Annotated in this window: 14 protein-coding genes and 1 tRNA gene; 13 read left to right on the top strand and 2 right to left on the bottom strand. The window is 64.3% G+C overall.

The features are described 5' to 3' along the window. Positions 1–26 precede the first annotated feature (26 nt). Positions 27–995, bottom strand: coding sequence for a phosphatase PAP2 family protein (locus BOO69_RS15690; protein ID WP_071973023.1), 969 nt, complete (start codon positions 993–995; stop codon positions 27–29). Positions 996–1,178: 183 nt separating this feature from the next. On the opposite strand from BOO69_RS15690, the gene BOO69_RS15685 reads away from it, so the two are divergent. The 13 genes from BOO69_RS15685 to BOO69_RS15625 all read left to right on the top strand — a co-directional run bounded on the left by BOO69_RS15685 (position 1,179) and on the right by BOO69_RS15625 (position 13,877). Then, positions 1,179–1,255, top strand: a tRNA-Met gene (locus tag BOO69_RS15685). A 238-nt stretch (positions 1,256–1,493) separates the two neighbouring features. Then, complete coding sequence (locus tag BOO69_RS15680; protein WP_071973022.1) at positions 1,494–2,525, top strand: TRAP transporter substrate-binding protein; 1,032 nt, start codon at positions 1,494–1,496, stop codon at positions 2,523–2,525. Positions 2,526–2,604: 79 nt separating this feature from the next. Beyond that, a complete protein-coding gene (locus BOO69_RS15675; protein ID WP_071973021.1) occupies positions 2,605–3,186 on the top strand; it encodes a TRAP transporter small permease in 582 nt (193 codons plus the stop codon). Between the two features lies 1 nt (position 3,187). Next, entirely contained in the window at positions 3,188–4,504 is a 1,317-nt protein-coding gene (locus BOO69_RS15670; RefSeq protein ID WP_071973020.1) for a TRAP transporter large permease, read from the top strand. A 102-nt stretch (positions 4,505–4,606) separates the two neighbouring features. Continuing rightward, positions 4,607–6,145: a benzoate-CoA ligase family protein gene (locus tag BOO69_RS15665; RefSeq protein WP_071973019.1), complete on the top strand. Its 1,539-nt coding sequence runs from the start codon at positions 4,607–4,609 to the stop codon at positions 6,143–6,145. Next, complete coding sequence (locus tag BOO69_RS15660; RefSeq protein WP_071973018.1) at positions 6,145–6,969, top strand: alpha/beta fold hydrolase; 825 nt, start codon at positions 6,145–6,147, stop codon at positions 6,967–6,969. Before BOO69_RS15665 ends, BOO69_RS15660 begins: the two co-directional genes overlap by 1 nt. Then, positions 6,962–7,414 carry a DUF309 domain-containing protein gene (locus BOO69_RS15655; protein ID WP_237267497.1) on the top strand — a complete coding sequence of 151 codons (453 nt, stop codon included), beginning with the start codon at positions 6,962–6,964 and terminating at the stop codon, positions 7,412–7,414. The genes BOO69_RS15660 and BOO69_RS15655 overlap by 8 nt, the downstream gene beginning before the upstream one ends. A gap of 111 nt (positions 7,415–7,525) precedes the next feature. Further along, positions 7,526–9,184, top strand: coding sequence for a 2,3-epoxybenzoyl-CoA dihydrolase (boxC, locus tag BOO69_RS15650; protein WP_071973017.1), 1,659 nt, complete (start codon positions 7,526–7,528; stop codon positions 9,182–9,184). Between the two features lie 69 nt (positions 9,185–9,253). After that, the gene (gene boxB / locus BOO69_RS15645) at positions 9,254–10,705 is read left to right on the top strand and encodes a benzoyl-CoA 2,3-epoxidase subunit BoxB (RefSeq protein ID WP_071973016.1); all 1,452 of its coding nucleotides are present in this window, start codon (positions 9,254–9,256) and stop codon (positions 10,703–10,705) included. 94 nt (positions 10,706–10,799) lie between these two features. Beyond that, entirely contained in the window at positions 10,800–11,978 is a 1,179-nt protein-coding gene (gene boxA / locus BOO69_RS15640) for a benzoyl-CoA 2,3-epoxidase subunit BoxA (RefSeq protein WP_071973015.1), read from the top strand. Next, entirely contained in the window at positions 11,978–12,400 is a 423-nt protein-coding gene (locus BOO69_RS15635; protein ID WP_071973014.1) for an acyl-CoA thioesterase, read from the top strand. Before boxA ends, BOO69_RS15635 begins: the two co-directional genes overlap by 1 nt. Before the next feature lie 77 nt (positions 12,401–12,477). After that, positions 12,478–13,365 carry a helix-turn-helix transcriptional regulator gene (locus BOO69_RS15630; RefSeq protein ID WP_071973863.1) on the top strand — a complete coding sequence of 296 codons (888 nt, stop codon included), beginning with the start codon at positions 12,478–12,480 and terminating at the stop codon, positions 13,363–13,365. Further along, positions 13,362–13,877 carry a 3-hydroxyacyl-CoA dehydrogenase family protein gene (locus tag BOO69_RS15625; protein ID WP_071973013.1) on the top strand — a complete coding sequence of 172 codons (516 nt, stop codon included), beginning with the start codon at positions 13,362–13,364 and terminating at the stop codon, positions 13,875–13,877. Before BOO69_RS15630 ends, BOO69_RS15625 begins: the two co-directional genes overlap by 4 nt. 58 nt (positions 13,878–13,935) lie before the next feature. Here the strand turns inward: BOO69_RS15625 and BOO69_RS15620 are convergent, their stop codons facing one another. Further along, the gene (locus BOO69_RS15620) at positions 13,936–15,501 is read right to left on the bottom strand and encodes a 2-isopropylmalate synthase (protein ID WP_071973012.1); all 1,566 of its coding nucleotides are present in this window, start codon (positions 15,499–15,501) and stop codon (positions 13,936–13,938) included. Between the last annotated feature and the right edge of the window lie 266 nt (positions 15,502–15,767).

Genomic DNA, 15,767 nt, shown 5'->3' with positions numbered 1-15,767 from the left:
GCATCGGGCCGTGACAATCCGGCGGATTATCGCCGAACCAGCAGCCGGGCCATCCCGTAGGCGAGGCCGAATGCCACGAGCCCGCCCAGCAGGTCGCTGAAATGGTGGCCGCCGTGGGACAGGATCGCCGGCAGCATCGCGAGGTTGAGCAGCAGCATCGGCCAGAAGATCACGGTGCCAGCGACGAAGAACACCACGAGGCAGGCCATCACCGTGTGATAGGACGGAAAGGCGATGGTGCCCATGATGATTGCGGGGGTGATTTCCGCGTTGCCGTTCTGCGCCATGTCGCGCAGCCGGGCCCCCGCTTCCTGTCCGTGGATCAGGCCAAGCGCCTGTTCGGTATCCGCAGGCAGCGTGACGTAGGCCGAGGGGCCGAGGCTGGGCCAGGCCCACCAGAACGCCACCGCCAGCAGCAACGAGAGCGTGCCGGTGATCAGCACGCGATACAGGGCGGTCGCGCGCCCGAGGTATCCAAGGATGAAGATCACCGCGAAAAGCTGCATGAGCGAGCTGCCGTAGACCCACCCGATGGCGCGGCCAAGCGCCGGGAAGGCCGCGATGGCGGCGGTGAACCTTTCCCAGTCGTAGCCGAACAGCCGCGCGTCGAGCGCCATCAGGGTCTCGTCCAGCAGCGGGGTGGCGATCGGGAACCGCAGGTAGATGAGGATCGTCACGACGCCGGAGAAACCGATGTATATGCCGGTGGCGATGGCGCAGATCCCGGCGCGGGGCATGTCCTTGCAGGCGCGGACGTAGGCGCCCAGCAGGATGAGGCCCGCACTTGGCGCGAAGCTGATCAGGAAGGCGTCCCATGCCACCGGCTGTCCGAAGGCCAGCGAGAGCGCGAAGGAGAGGCCGCCGGTCGCGAGGATCAGGAGACACAGGAACCATTCCGGCCCGCGGAGCCAGTGGCGCAGGTCGGTCGCGGCACGGGGCGGCGCGAGGTCGAGGTGCGCGGTGGACGCGTAATCCGGTGTCATGTCTGTCGGCATCTGCTGTGCCCTGCCTGTGGTATCGTCCGGCACGTGCTAGCGGACGGATCGGGCCGGAATGGGGCAGGGGCGGGGCATTTGCATGCAGCCGCAAAGGACCGGGCGCAGGAGATGGCCAAGAGACAAAAGATCGCCGATTTGTGCTTGACGGGCGCGGTAGGCTGGCATAGTCCACGCGCTCATGGCGTTATAGCTCAGTTGGTTAGAGCGAACGACTCATAATCGTTAGGTCGGTGGTTCAAGTCCACCTAACGCCACCATCCGCCCCCCATCACGGAAGTTCCCGTGCCGCCGATGCGGCGCGCCCCTCACGGGCGCGAACTGGAACTATAGTGCCGAAATGAGGGCTGGTTCCGGCTATTTTGGTGAATTGCGCGGCTTGCCCCAAACCCTTGTTGACGCCGGTGAACTGGTAATGTCTGATCTTCTGGCATTCACGAAAGGCCATCGTCCGGCGACAACGGCGAGGTCGGGAATCATGATAGGGAGAAGACCAAGATGATGTTTCGCAGAACCTTGCTGGGAGCCGCTGGCGCCGCCCTGGCAACCGCGCTGACAGCCACCACCGCGATGGCGCAGGATGTGACCCTGCGCCTGCACCAGTTTCTACCGGCGCAGGCCAACGTGCCCAAGCTGGTTCTGGACGTCTGGGCCGACAACGTCGAAGAAGACAGCGGCGGCCGCATCAAGGTCGAACGTTACCCGTCGATGCAGCTGGGCGGCACCCCGCCCGAACTGATGGACCAGGCCATCGACGGCGTGGCCGACGTTGTCTGGACCGTCGTCGGCTACACGCCGGGCCGGTTCCCCTCGACCGAGGTGTTCGAACTGCCGTTCATGGTCGACGACGCGCGGGCGGCATCCTCCGCCTACTGGCAGATGTTCGAGAAGCACATGAAGGATACCGAGTTCAAGGATGTCCACATCCTGGGCACCTGGGTGCACGGGCCGGGCCTGATCCATGCGAACAAGGAAGTCCGCACGCCTGCCGACATGGAAGGCATGAAGGTGCGCGGCGGCTCGCGTCTCGTGAACCGCCTGCTGGAAGTCACCGGTGCGACACCGGTCGGCATGCCGGTTCCCGCGATTCCCGAGGGCCTGTCCAAGGGCGTGATCGACGGCACCACGATTCCGTGGGAAGTCACATCCGCGCTCAAGGTGGCGGAACTGGTCGACAACCACACCGAGTTCGACGGCGCTCTCTACGTTCTGACCTTCGTTCTGGCGATGAACAAGGATCGGTACGAAAGCCTGCCGGATGACCTGAAGAAGGTGATCGACGACAACTCCGGTCTCGAATTCTCGATCTTCGCCGGCGGCACGCAGGCCGATGCGGACGGTCCCGCCCGGCAGATCGCCGTCGATCTTGGCAACAACATCGTGACCCTGAATGCCGAGGAAACGGCCGCATGGCGTGAGGCTGCGCAGCCGATCTACGAGGAGTGGGTCGCCGATATGGAAACGAAGGGCATCGACGGCCAGGCTCTGATCGACGAGGCCAAGTCGCTGATGGACGCCTACCAGCAGTAATGTCTGACGCGATCGGCCGACCCGCAGCCCGAAAGCTGCGGGTCGGCTTTTTGCACTATTTTTCCAAAAGGTTTCCCGGATGCGTCGCCTTGTCCACGTTCTGGCCCATGCCACCGCCATCCTGGGCGGGTTCGTCCTGCTCGCGCTGATCGTGCTGACGACCCTTTCGATCATCGGCCGCTCGCTCAACAAGTTCATGCATGCCGATTTCTTCGACACCACGCTGACGGGGTTCTCGCAGTTCGTGCTCGACCTTGGAGTGGGCGAGATCAACGGCAGCTACGAATTGCTGGAAGCGGGCGTGGCGTTCGCCATATTCTCGTTCCTGCCGATCTGCCAGCTGCACGGCGCGCATGCGACGGTGGATATCTTTACCTCGGGTTTGCCGGACCGGATCAACCGGTGGATCAGTGCCTTCTGGGAAGTCATCCTGACCGCGGTCATCATCCTGCTCATCTGGCGCCTGTTCGGCGGGCTGGAGCGGTATTACGGCAACGGGGAAACCACGCTATTCCTGCAATTCCCGGTCTGGTGGGCCTACGCCTGCAGCTTTGCCGCCGGTGTCGTCGCCTGCATCGTCGGCGTCTGGTGCGCGATCATGCGGTTGATCGAGGCGGTGCGCGGGCGTGACCTGATGGCACGCGAGATGGGGGGGCATTGAGATGAGCGGCCTCGAACTCGGTTTCTGGTCCTTCCCGGTCCTGTTGCTCATGGTTTTCCTGCGCGCGCCCATCGGGCTTGCGATGATGCTGTGCGGCTTCGGCGGATGGTATTTCTTCATGGGCGGCAACCCCACACCGCTGTTGGCCAAGCTGAAGTCCGAAACCTACACGACGTTCTCGAGCTATTCCCTGTCGATCATCCCCATGTTCCTGCTGATGGGGCAGTTCGCCACCCTGTCGGGCATGTCGAGCGCGTTGTTCAAGGCGGCGGAATCCTTTCTCGGCCACAGGCGGGGCGGCGTCGCCATGGCGGCGGTCGGTGCCTGCGCCGGGTTCGGCGCGATCTGCGGATCGTCCCTTGCGACAGCGGCGACGATGTCCAAGGTCGCGCTGCCCGAATTGCGCCGCTACGGCTATTCCGGCGGGTTTTCGACGGCCACGCTGGCGGCCGGCGGGACACTCGGCATCCTGATCCCGCCGTCGGTGATCCTCGTGATCTATGCGATCCTGACGGAGCAGAACATCGCGAAGCTGTTCCTGGCGGCTTTCATCCCGGGCCTGCTCGCGGCGGTCGGCTATGTCATCACCATTTCCATCTACGTGCGGCTGAACCCCAAGGCGGCGGGGACGCGCCCCGCTGTTCCGATGGCTGACCGGTTCCGCGCGCTGGCGGACACATGGCCGGTCCTGGTGATCTTCTTCATCGTCGTGGGCGGGATCTACCTGGGGTGGTTCACCCCGACCGAAGGGTCCGCCATCGGCGCCGCCGGCACGGGGCTGGTCGCGCTGCTGTCGGGAAGCCTGAACTGGGCGGTCCTGCGGGACAGTCTGCTGGGCACGGCAAAGACCACCGCGATGATCTTCTTCATCGTGCTGGGGGCGGGGTTCTACAACGGTTTCCTGGCGCTGTCGGGTGTGCCGCAGTTCATGGCGGACTGGGTCGTGAATCAGGGGCTCAGCCCGCTTCTGGTGCTCAGCATCATCCTTTTGTTCTACCTGATCTTCGGTTGCCTCATGGACAGCCTGTCGATGATCCTGCTCACGGTGCCGATCTTCTTTCCGGTGATCTCGGCCATGGATTTCGGGATGAGCGCGGAGCACGTCGCGATCTGGTTCGGCATCCTTGTGTTGATCGTGGTCGAGGTCGGTCTGATCACGCCGCCGGTGGGGATGAACCTGTTCATCATCAACACGATGGATCGCGATACCCCGATGAAGGAAACCTACAAGGCCGTGATGTTCTTTGTCGGCTCTGACATCGTCCGGGTTATCCTGCTGGTCGCTTTCCCGAGCATCACGCTGTTCCTGCTGGCATAGGCTGGCACGCGCCGTCATTGCTGCAATAAAGTGCAGCATTTCCGCGCCGGACTTGCGATTGCGGCACTTAAGTGCACGATGCCGTGACTTCGGGAGGAACAGATGCTTTCAACACATGCGAATGCCGCGACCTATTTCGTCGACCGCCATATCGCCGAGGGACGGGGGGCCAAGACCGTCTATACCGAGGCCGAAACCGGGCGGAAGTTGAGTTATGCCGATATGGCCAAGGGCGCGGCCCGTCTGGCCGGGGCGCTCACACGCGCAGGGATCCGGCCCGAGGAACGGGCCGCGGTGCTGGTTCTCGACCAGATCGAATTCCCGCAGATTTTCTGGGGCGCGCTGAAGGCGGGTGTCATTCCCGTGCCGCTGAACACCTTGCTGGCGACCTCCGTGTACGACGTGATCCTGCGCGATTCCCGCGCGGCGATCCTGTTCGTTTCGGCACCGCTGTGGGAGGTCGTGGCCCCTGCCGTGCGTGACAATCCGTACCTGCGGCAGGTGGTGGTGATCGGCGATGCGCCCGAAGGCACCACCGAATTTTCCGAGTTCGTGGCCGGCGCGCCTGAGCAGGACACGATGCCGGTCAGCAGTGACGAGGTGGCCTTCTGGCTCTACTCGTCAGGGTCGACCGGGCAGCCCAAGGGGGTCGCCCATGTTCATTCCGCCTTGCGCGCCACCGCGGACACCTACGGGGCCGAGGTGCTTGGCATCCGCGAGGAGGACGTGGTGCTGTCGGCCGCCAAGTTCTTCTTTGCCTACGGGCTGGGCAACGCCATGACGTTCCCGCTGTCCGTCGGGGCGAGCGTGATCCTTTTCACCGGCCGGCCCACGCCGCCGGGCATGATCGAGACGATCGCGACGCACAAGCCCACGATCTTCTGCGGCGTGCCGACGCTCTACGCCGCGATGGTGGCGCAGATGAACAGTGATGGCGCGCCCGATGCGCCGCTTCGTGTCTGCATCTCGGCCGGCGAGGCCTTGCCCGAGGAAGTCGGGAAACGCTGGGAGACGCATACCGGCGTGAGCATCCTCGACGGGGTCGGATCGACCGAGATGCTGCACATCTTCTTGTCGAACGCGCCGGGCGATGTCGTCTACGGCACGTCGGGGCGCGCGGTGCCGGGCTATGCGCTGCGGCTGGTGGACGAGGACGGCGAAGAAGTGGGGCCGGGCGGCATCGGGGAATTGCTGGTGAACGGCGCCTCTGCCGCGAACTGCTACTGGAACCAGAGGGACAAGTCGCGCAGCACCTTCGAGGGCATCTGGACCCGCACCGGCGACAAGTACGAGAAGCGCGACGACGGCAGGCTGGTCTACTGCGGCCGGACCGACGACATGTTCAAGGTCTCGGGCATCTGGCTGTCGCCGTTCGAGGTGGAGGGCGCCCTTGTCAGTCACCCGGCGGTGCTGGAGGCCGCGGTGGTCTCCCGGCGCGACGAGGACGGGCTGGAAAAGCCGCAGGCCTTCGTCGTGCTTCAGGCCGGGCAGAGCGCCGAGAGCATCCGCGACACCCTGAAGAACCACGTCAAGGACAAGATCGGGAAATGGAAGTATCCGCGCTGGATCGAGGTGGTCGACGAGCTGCCCAAGACCGCGACGGGGAAAATCCAGAGATTCAAGTTGAGAGAGGGCTGCTGATGTCGATTGAATGGAAAGAGACGCCGGGCGGCAGGCTGACCGTTGCGGGGCAGGGGTTGGAGTATGCCTGCTGGGGGCCGGCGCCAGACACCGCGCCCACGCTGGTGATGCTGCACGAGGGGCTCGGGTCCATCGCGCAGTGGCGCGACCTGCCTGCGAAGCTCGCGGCGGCGACCGGCTTCGGCGTGCTGGCCTATGCGCGTGCGGGCTACGGTGCGTCCGACCCGGTCAGCCTGCCGCAACCGCTCGACTACCAGACGCGGGAGGCGACCGATGTGCTGGGCCCCCTGCTGGATGCGGCGGGTATCGAACAGGCGGTCCTGTTGGGCCACTCGGACGGGGCGACGATCGCGGCGATCTACGCCGGATCCGTGTCGGATATGCGGGTGCGGGGGCTGGTGCTGATCGCGCCGCATTTCTTCACCGAACCCGAGGGCCTTGCGGCAATCCGTGCGGCGGGCGAGGCCTATCGCGACGGCGACCTGCGCGCGCGGCTGGCCAAGTACCACGAAAACGTCGATGTCGCCTTCAACGGCTGGCACGATGTCTGGACCGATCCCGCGTACGAAAGCTGGAACGTGGCCGACAGCATCGACCACTGGCGCATCCCGGTGCTGGCGATCCAGGGACGGGATGACCCCTATGGCACGCTCGCCCAGATCGAGGAGATCGAACGGCGCATCTATTCCCCGCTCGAAACGCTGATCCTCGAGGGTTGCGGGCATGCGCCGCACCTCGAATGCGCCGAGCAGACGGAGGCGGCCATCGTCGAATTCTGCCTCCGGCTCGACCGGCTCGAGCGGGAAGAGGTCCGCATTGCCTGAGACGCCGGGGCGCATCGGCCTGCCGCCGCATGCATATATCCCCGGCGAAACCCCCCGCCATCCGGAGGGCCTGTTCGATCCGGTCAAGGCGAGCGTTACCGGCACCGTGCCGGTGGCGGAACTTCACAGGACCGCCGCGTGGGAGGCCGGTCGGGCCTATTTCGATGCGGGCTACTACTGGGAATGCCATGAGGTGCTGGAGGCGATCTGGATGCGGACGCCCGAAGGCTCGCAGGAGCGCGACATGACGCAGGCGCTGATACAGCTCGCCAACGCGCGACTGAAGATCATGATGCAGCGCCCGCGCGCGGCCTGGCGGCTGTGCAACATGGTCACCAGCCACCTCGCGCGGTGCGATGCCCATCAGAGGATTCTCGGCTTGCAGGTGGCCGAGGTCGAAGCCTGGGTGGCGGACACCCGAAATGCGCTGCAAACGGCAAAATAGTGTAATATAATGCAACATCTACGCCGAATTTGGCCGTCTTGAGTGTTTCCCGCCGTCAATAACGGAACTATAATACACCAAAGTGCCTCGCTGGCTGTGAAAGGAATTCCCATGACCAAGATCATCGACTTTCAGACCGATCCGTCGAAATACCGCCACTGGAAGGTGCAGTACGATGGCCCCGTGGCGTATCTGGTCATGGACGTGGACGAGAAGGGCGGCCTGTTCGACGGGTACGAGCTGAAGCTGAACAGCTACGACCTGGGTGTGGACATCGAACTGGCGGATGTCGTCCAGCGGATGCGGTTCGAGCACCCCGAGGTGAAGGTGGTGGTGATGAAGTCCGGCAAGGACAAGGTCTTTTGCGCAGGTGCCAACATCCGCATGCTGGGCGGCGCCGCGCACAGCCACAAGGTCAACTTCTGCAAGTTCACCAACGAGACCCGCAATACCTACGAGGCGGCGCTGGCAGACAGTGGTCAGAACTACATTTGCGCCGTCAAGGGCGCCTGCGCGGGCGGCGGTTACGAACTGGCGCTGGCCTGCAATCACATCATGCTGACCGACGACAGCACGTCTTCGGTCGCGCTGCCCGAGGTGCCGTTGCTGGCGGTCCTGCCGGGCACGGGCGGGCTGACCCGCGTGACCGACAAGCGCAAGGTGCGCCGGGATCTGGCCGACGTCTTCTGTTCGATCGAGGAAGGTGTGAAGGGCAAGCGGGCCGTCGAATGGCGGCTCGTGGACGAGGTGTTCCCGAATTCGCGGTTCGACGAGGCGGTCGAGGAGCGGGCCCGCGCGCTCGCATCAGACTCCGGCAAGGCGGACGTGGAAAAGGGGATCGAACTGACCCCGATCAGCCGCAGCTTCGCGCAGGACGGGGTGACCTATTCCACCGTGGAGGTCGCGCTGAACCGCGAAGGCGGCCGCGCCACCATCACGATCAAGGGACCGGAGGCGGACGCCCCCGCCGAGATGGATGCCTTCGTGCAGGAGGGGGCAGAGGCATGGCTGCTGCGCTGTGCCCGCGAGCTGGACGATGCGATCCTGCACCTGCGCAACAACGAAAAGGAGCTTGGCCTGATCGAGTTCCAGACCCAGGGCGACCCGGAAAAGGTTCTAGCGCACGAAGCCCTGCTGCTGGGCAACAAGGAACACTGGCTGGCGAACGAAGTGCTGCAGTACTGGAAGCGCGTCCTCAAGCGGATCGACATGACCTCGCGCAGCCTTGTGGCCATCGTCGAGCACGGCTCGTGCTTTGCCGGGCCGCTGGCGGAACTGCTGTGGGCCGTTGATCGCAGCTACATGATGCTGGAGGAGTTCGACGGAGACAACCGCCATCTGGCCACGGTCACCCTGTCCGACGGCAACTTCGGCATTTACCCGATGAGCAATGACCTGTCCCGGCTGGAAACCCGGTTCCTCGGGGCGCCCGAGCAGGTCGAGAAGCTGAAAAGCTCCATCGGCGAGGCGCTGGAAGCCGACGATGCGGAGGAACTGGGGCTGGTGACCTATGCCTACGATGACATCGACTGGGAAGACGAGGTGCGCCTGTTCATGGAAGAGCGCGCCAGCTTCAGCCCCGACGCGATGACGGGCATGGAGGCGAACCTGCGCTTCGCCGGTCCCGAAACGATGGAAACCCGCATCTTCGGCCGCCTGACAGCATGGCAGAACTGGATCTTCCAGCGGCCCAACGCCGTCGGCAAGGAAGGCGCGCTGCAACGCTATGGCACGGGCCAGCGCGGCGAATACGACATGGAACGTGTGTAACGGCCCGGATCGTTCAAGAAGTCCGGCCCGGACTCTTCAAGGATTTTTGGCCCCCGAAGGAGGAAACCAATGCTAGACCTGATCAACGTAAGCTACGATACGCAAATTCCGAACAACGTCGGCCTGAGCCAGGACAAGAAGGTGCTCAAGGCGCTCGAGAAATGGCATCCGGGCTACATCAACTGGTGGAATGACCTGATTCCGCAGAATTTCCAGGAATCGATGGTCTACCTGCGCACCGCCGTTTCCGTGGACCCGAAAGGCTGGGCCAAGTTCGACTACGTCAAGATGCCGGAATATCGCTGGGGCGTGCTGCTGGCACCCGCCGTCGAGGACCGCAAGATTCCGATGGGCGAGCACTACGGCGAGCCTGCGTGGCAGGAAGTGCCGGGCGAGTACCGCAACATGCTCAAGCGCCTGATCGTGATCCAGGGCGACACCGAGCCGGGCTCGGTCGAGCAGCAGCGGTTCCTGGGGCTGACAGCGCCGTCGCTCTACGACATGCGCAACCTGTTTCAGGTCAACGTGGAGGAAGGCCGTCACCTCTGGGCGATGGTCTATCTGCTCCAGAAGTACTTTGGCCGCGACGGTCGGGAAGAGGCTGACGACCTGCTGGTCCGGTCCTCGGGCTCGGACGATTCGCCGCGCATGCTGGGAGCGTTCAACGAGGAAACGCCGGACTGGCTGTCGTTCTTCATGTTCACGTACTTCACCGACCGGGACGGCAAGATGCAGCTTGAATCGCTGGCGCAGTCGGGCTTCGACCCGCTGTCGCGTACCTGCCGCTTCATGCTGACCGAGGAAGCGCACCACATGTTCGTGGGCGAGACCGGCGTGGGCCGCACCATCCAGGCGACGCTGGAGGCGATGAACAAGGCGGGCATCACCGACCCCTACGACATCAACAAGATCCGTGCGCTCGGCGTGATCGACCTGCCGACGATCCAGAAGAAGCTGAACCTGCACTACACGCTGTCGCTGGACCTGTTCGGGCAGGAAGTGTCGACCAACGCGGCCAATGCCTTCAACGCGGGGATCAAGGGCCGTTACATGGAGCAGCGGATCGACGACGATCACAAGCTGACCGACGATACTTATCCCGTGACATCCATCAAGGACGGCAAGATCGTGACCGAGGACGTGCCGGCCCTGACCGCGATCAACATGCGGCTGCGCGACGATTATGTGCGAGACGCGGCCGGTGGAGTCGGCCGCTGGAACAAGCAGATCCAGAAGGCCGGCGTGGAGTTCGAGCTGAAGCTGCCGCACGAGGGCTTCCATCGGCAGATCGGCGTGTTCAGCACCGTCGCCGTGGACCCGGCCGGCAACATCATCTCGGCCGACGAGTGGCACAAGCGCCGCGACGAATGGCTGCCGACAAAGGCGGACGGAGACTTCATTCAGTCGCTGATGGTGCCCTGCTACGAGCCGGGCAAGTACGCCAGCTGGATCGCGGCACCCAAGGTCGGGATCGACAACAAGCCGGGCGACTTCGAGTACGTCAAGCTGCACATGGCGTAAGCCACGGGGGCGGGCGCCTTGCCCGCCCCGTCGAATGCCCCGGGCGCCTGTTCGGGGCATGTGCCGTCCGTCCCCAGCCAACCGGAGCTTGCCCATGAATGCCCCCGTGAAACAGCACCTGATCGATCCGGAAATCTGCATCCGCTGCTACACCTGCGAGATGACCTGCCCGATCAACGCGATCACCCATGACGACAACAACGTCGTGGTGGACCCGGAGATCTGCAATTTCTGCATGGACTGCATCCCGGTCTGTCCCACGGGTTCCATCGACGAGTGGCGCGTGGTCCAGACACCCTACACTCTGGAACAGCAGTTCGAATTCGACGAGCTGCCGGAACAGGAGGATATCGAGGCCGCCCCCGCCACGGATGACGAGGCGCCCGCCGACCCGGTCGCGGCTTTGCTGGCAGAGGCGCACAAGGGCGCGGGCGGCAAGGCCAAGGCTCCGCTGAGCGCGGGCAAGCCGACGGTCAACATGTACACCCTGGGCAAGCCCGCAAAGATGAAGGTGCAGGGGAACTATCCTCTTACCAAGGATCCGTCCCACGATGTGCGGCACATCATCCTCGACCCCGGCGCGTTGCCCTTTCCGGTGCTCGAGGGACAGTCGGTCGGGATCATCCCGCCCGGCACCGACGCCGAGGGCAAGCCGCACCTTCCCCGGCTGTATTCGATTTCCTCTCCCCGCGATGGCGAACGGGCCGGCTATCACAACATCTCGCTGACCGTGAAGCGCGAGGAAAAGGGGCTGGCGTCGAATTACCTGTGTGATCTCGAACAGGGGGCCGAGGTCGAAGTGACGGGGCCTTTCGGCGCGACTTTCCTGATGCCGTCGACGTCCGACGCGCACCTTCTGCTGATCTGCACCGGCACCGGATCGGCGCCGATGCGGGCCTTTACCATGCAGCGGCAGCGCAGCGGCGCGACGGGAGGAATGACGATGTTCTTCGGCGCGCGGACGCCGGACAGCCTGCCGTATTTCGGGCCGCTCAAGAAGGTGCCCGAAAGCCTGCTGAAGCAGCACCTCGTGTTTTCGCGCCAGCCGGATCGGGACAGGGAATACGTGCAGGACCGTATCCTCGCCGAGCAGGAGGCCGTTGCCGATCTGTTGCAGGACGACCGCACCCACATCTACATCTGCGGCCTGCGCGGCATGGAGGAAGGCGTGGAAAAGGCCATGACGTCAATCGCGGAGAGCCTTGGCCAGCAATGGACGGCCCTGCGCGACGCCATGCGTGAAGATGGCCGCTATCACGTGGAAACCTATTGATGCCTGAGCGGTTCGTTCATCCCGTCAACGTCACCTGGGGCGATTGCGACCCCGCGCGCATCGCCTACACCGCACGTCTGCCCTATTTCGCGCTCGATGCCATCAATGCCTGGTGGGAGGCGCATCTGGACGGGGACGGGTGGTTCCAGATGGAAATCGACCGGAACGTCGGGACGCCCTTCGTGAGCATGGCAATGGAGTTCCGCAGCCCCGTCACGCCGCGCCACACCCTGATGTGCGAGACCTTCCCGACGCGTCTGGGCGAAAAGTCCATCAGCTTTGCGGTCAACGGATCGCAGGATGGCACGCTTTGCTTCGAAGGGCGGTTCACCTGCGTCTTTACCATTGCCGACAAGTTCAAGAGCCAGCCCGTGCCGGCGGACTTCCGTGCCATGATCGAACCGCACATTCGCGCGGAATAGTGCATTATTTGGCCAAATCGGCATTGAAATGGTCGGTTTTTTGCGAAATAATGCAATAAATCAAGATGTCGGATGCCATGCCTGATACGTTTCAATCCCCAGATCCCGGCGCCGCGCTGATCGCGCGGGTGGCGGAGCGTGTGTCGGCAGCCCGCAAGAAGAAGGCGCTTCCGCGCCGGGTGCTGTCGGAACGCTCGGGCGTGTCGCCGCGCTACCTCGCGCAGCTCGAGTCCGGCGAGGGCAACATCTCCATTCTGTTGCTGTCGCGCGTTGCCGCGGCGCTGGATCTCAAGGTCGAGGCGCTGCTGGCAGACGAGATTCCCATGGACCACGATGCGCAGCGCTTTGCCGCCATATATCGCAGCGCGCCGCCCGAGGTGCAGCACGAGGTCAGTGCGCTGCTGGCCCCGCGTGACCCGGCGCTGATGCGCGCGGGCCGCATCTGCCTGATCGGCTTGCGCGGTGCGGGCAAATCCACGTTGGGCCGGCTGGCGGGCGAGGCATTGAAGATCCCCTTTGTCGAGCTGAATGAAGACATCGAGAACGCGGTGGACATGCCGTTGTCGGAGGTCATGGCCTTTTACGGCGAGGACGGCTACCGGCGTCTGGAGGCCGAAGCGCTGGACAGGATCTCATCGATCCACGACCGGGTCATACTGGCGGTCGCAGGCGGCCTCGTGGCGCAGCAGAACACCTATGACAGGCTGCGTGAGAGGTTCCACACCATCTGGGTGCGTACCAGCCCGCCGGAGCACATGCAGCGGGTACGTGCCCAAGGGGACGTGCGTCCGATGCAGGGAAACCCGGCCGCGATGGCCCAGCTGAAAGAGCTGCTGGCCACGCGCAGCCCGCTCTACGACCTTGCGGAAGCGCAGGTGAACACATCCAACCGCACGATCAGTTCGTCGCTGAACGACCTTCTCAGCACCATCGCCAAGTACAAGTTCATCGACCCGGTGGCATGAGCCGGGCAACACTGACCGCAGGCTTGCAGGACGTGTTCTGGCGACGGGGCGAAGACCTGCTGTTTCGGCACACGAACCCCTGGGAACTGGACGAGGCCCTGACCGACTGGGGCCACGAGATGGGCCCCTGCGAGGCGCAGGACCTGCTGGGGCTGGACAAGGTGCTGGCGCGCGGGCCCGAGCGCGTCGTTCCGATCCTGCCGCGCATGGTGGCCGAAGGGCGTCTGGGCAAGGGCGGGGGCGTCGGCTTCTACCGGTATCCCGGCGGGGGTGGCGCGGTCATCGACCCGCTGATCGAGGATCTGATCCTCGAGGAAGCGTGGTTTGCCAAGGTGGCTCGGTCCGAGCTCGACGATGCGGCCCTGGTCGAGGCGATGCATGACGCGCTGGCCGCGGAATGCCGCCGGCTGCTGGCGCAAGGGGAGGCGACCCGTGCCGACCTGGATGAGGCGTTGATGCAGGGGCTGCACCTGCCACGGGACCGCGCCGCGCTTTTCCTGTCGGCCATCTGAACGAAGAAGGCCCCCGGAGTGATGCCGGGGGCCTGCCTGCCGTGACCTGTCGTGCCGGTCAGGACACGTCCTTGTAGCTGACTTCGCGCTTGTCGCTGCCGCCTTTCTCGCGCCGGACGAGCAGGCGGTTCAGGGCATGGATATAGGCACGGGTGGACGCGACCACCGTGTCCGTATCCGCCGACTGGCCGGTGACGATGCGGCCTTCCTCCTCCATCCGGACGGAGACGGTCGCCTGCGCGTCCGTGCCTTCGGTGACAGCGTGCACCTGATAGAGTTGCAGGCGCGCCTCGTGCGGGACCAGCGCCTTGACGCAGTTGAACGCGGCGTCGACCGGACCGTCCCCGGTCTGTTCCGTCGACTGTTCCTTGCCGTCCACGTTGAGCGTCATCCGCGCCTGGTTCGGGCCCTCGGTGCCGCACACCACGTGCATGGAAACCAGCGCGATGCGGTCCTCCTCGGGGTCGGTCGCGGTGCGCATGAGCGCGATCAGGTCTTCTTCGTAGATTTCCTTCTTGCGGTCGGCCAGTTCCTTGAACCGCACGAAGACGTCCTTGAGCTGGTTGTCGCCCAACTCGTAGCCGAGATCCTCCAGCTTGGAGCGCAGCGCGGCCCGGCCAGAGTGCTTGCCCATCACCAGGTTGGTGGCGGCCAGGCCGACGTCCTCGGGGCGCATGATCTCGAACGTTTCGGCGTTCTTGAGCATCCCGTCCTGATGGATGCCGCTTTCGTGCGCAAAGGCGTTCTTGCCCACGATCGCCTTGTTGAACTGCACGGCGAAACCGCTGACGGCGGCGACCCGGCGCGAGATGTTCATGATCTTGGTCGAATCGATCCGCGTCTCGTAGGGCATGATGTCGTTGCGCACGCGCATGGCCATCACCACCTCTTCGAGCGCGGTGTTGCCGGCGCGTTCGCCCAGCCCGTTGATCGTGCATTCGATCTGGCGCGCCCCGGCCTCGACCGCCGCGAGGCTGTTCGCCGTGGCCATCCCGAGGTCGTTGTGACAATGGGTGGCAAAGACGATCTCGTCCGCGCCGGGCACGTCCTCGATCAGTCTCCGGATCAGGTCGGCGCTTTCGCGTGGCGCGGTATAGCCGACGGTATCGGGAATGTTGATCGTGGTGGCGCCCGCCTTGATCGCGATCTCGACCACCCGTTTGAGGTAGTCCCACTCCGTCCGGGTGGCATCCATGGGCGACCACTGGACGTTGTCGCACAGATTGCGGGCGTGGCTGACGGTCTCGTGGATCCGGTCGGCCATCTCGTCCATCGTCAGGTTCGGGATCGCCCGGTGCAGGGGCGACGTGCCGATGAAGGTATGGATGCGCGGCCGCTTGGCGTGCTTCACCGCCTCCCAGCAGCGGTCGATGTCGGGCAGTTGCGCCCGTGCCAGCCCGCAGATCACGGCGTTCTGGGACTGGCGGGCAATCTCCGATACCGCCTTGAAATCGCCTTCGGAGGCGATCGGAAAGCCGGCTTCGATGATGTCGACGCCCATTTCGTCGAGGAGGCTGGCGATCTCCAGCTTTTCGGCGTGGGTCATTGTTGCGCCGGGGCTCTGTTCGCCATCACGCAAGGTGGTGTCGAAGATCAAGACGCGGTCCTGGGGCTTGGTAGTCATGTCGGGTTCTCTCTGTTCTACTGTAAATCCGTGGCGCGTGACCAACCCTCTGAGCGGACGCGCCGGATGGCACGCTCAGAGGCGGATTAGCAGCAGCAGGTTGTCACGCAGCAGCGTCGCGCGGGGGCGCGGCAGGAAATTTATTTCGGCGGCGTGTGTCATGCCGCCATTTATACGCCCCGATTTTCAAATGGAAAGGGGGCAATCTTGCCTTCGCGGTCGTTTGGACAGGCCAAGCCGTTGAAGCGCGGGGGCAACGCGGCTAG

The sequence above is a fragment of the Sulfitobacter alexandrii genome (assembly GCF_001886735.1).
GTDB lineage: Bacteria > Pseudomonadota > Alphaproteobacteria > Rhodobacterales > Rhodobacteraceae > Sulfitobacter > Sulfitobacter alexandrii.
Note: the sequence above shows the minus strand (reverse complement) of the source record. Positions and strands in the feature narration are given on the sequence as shown.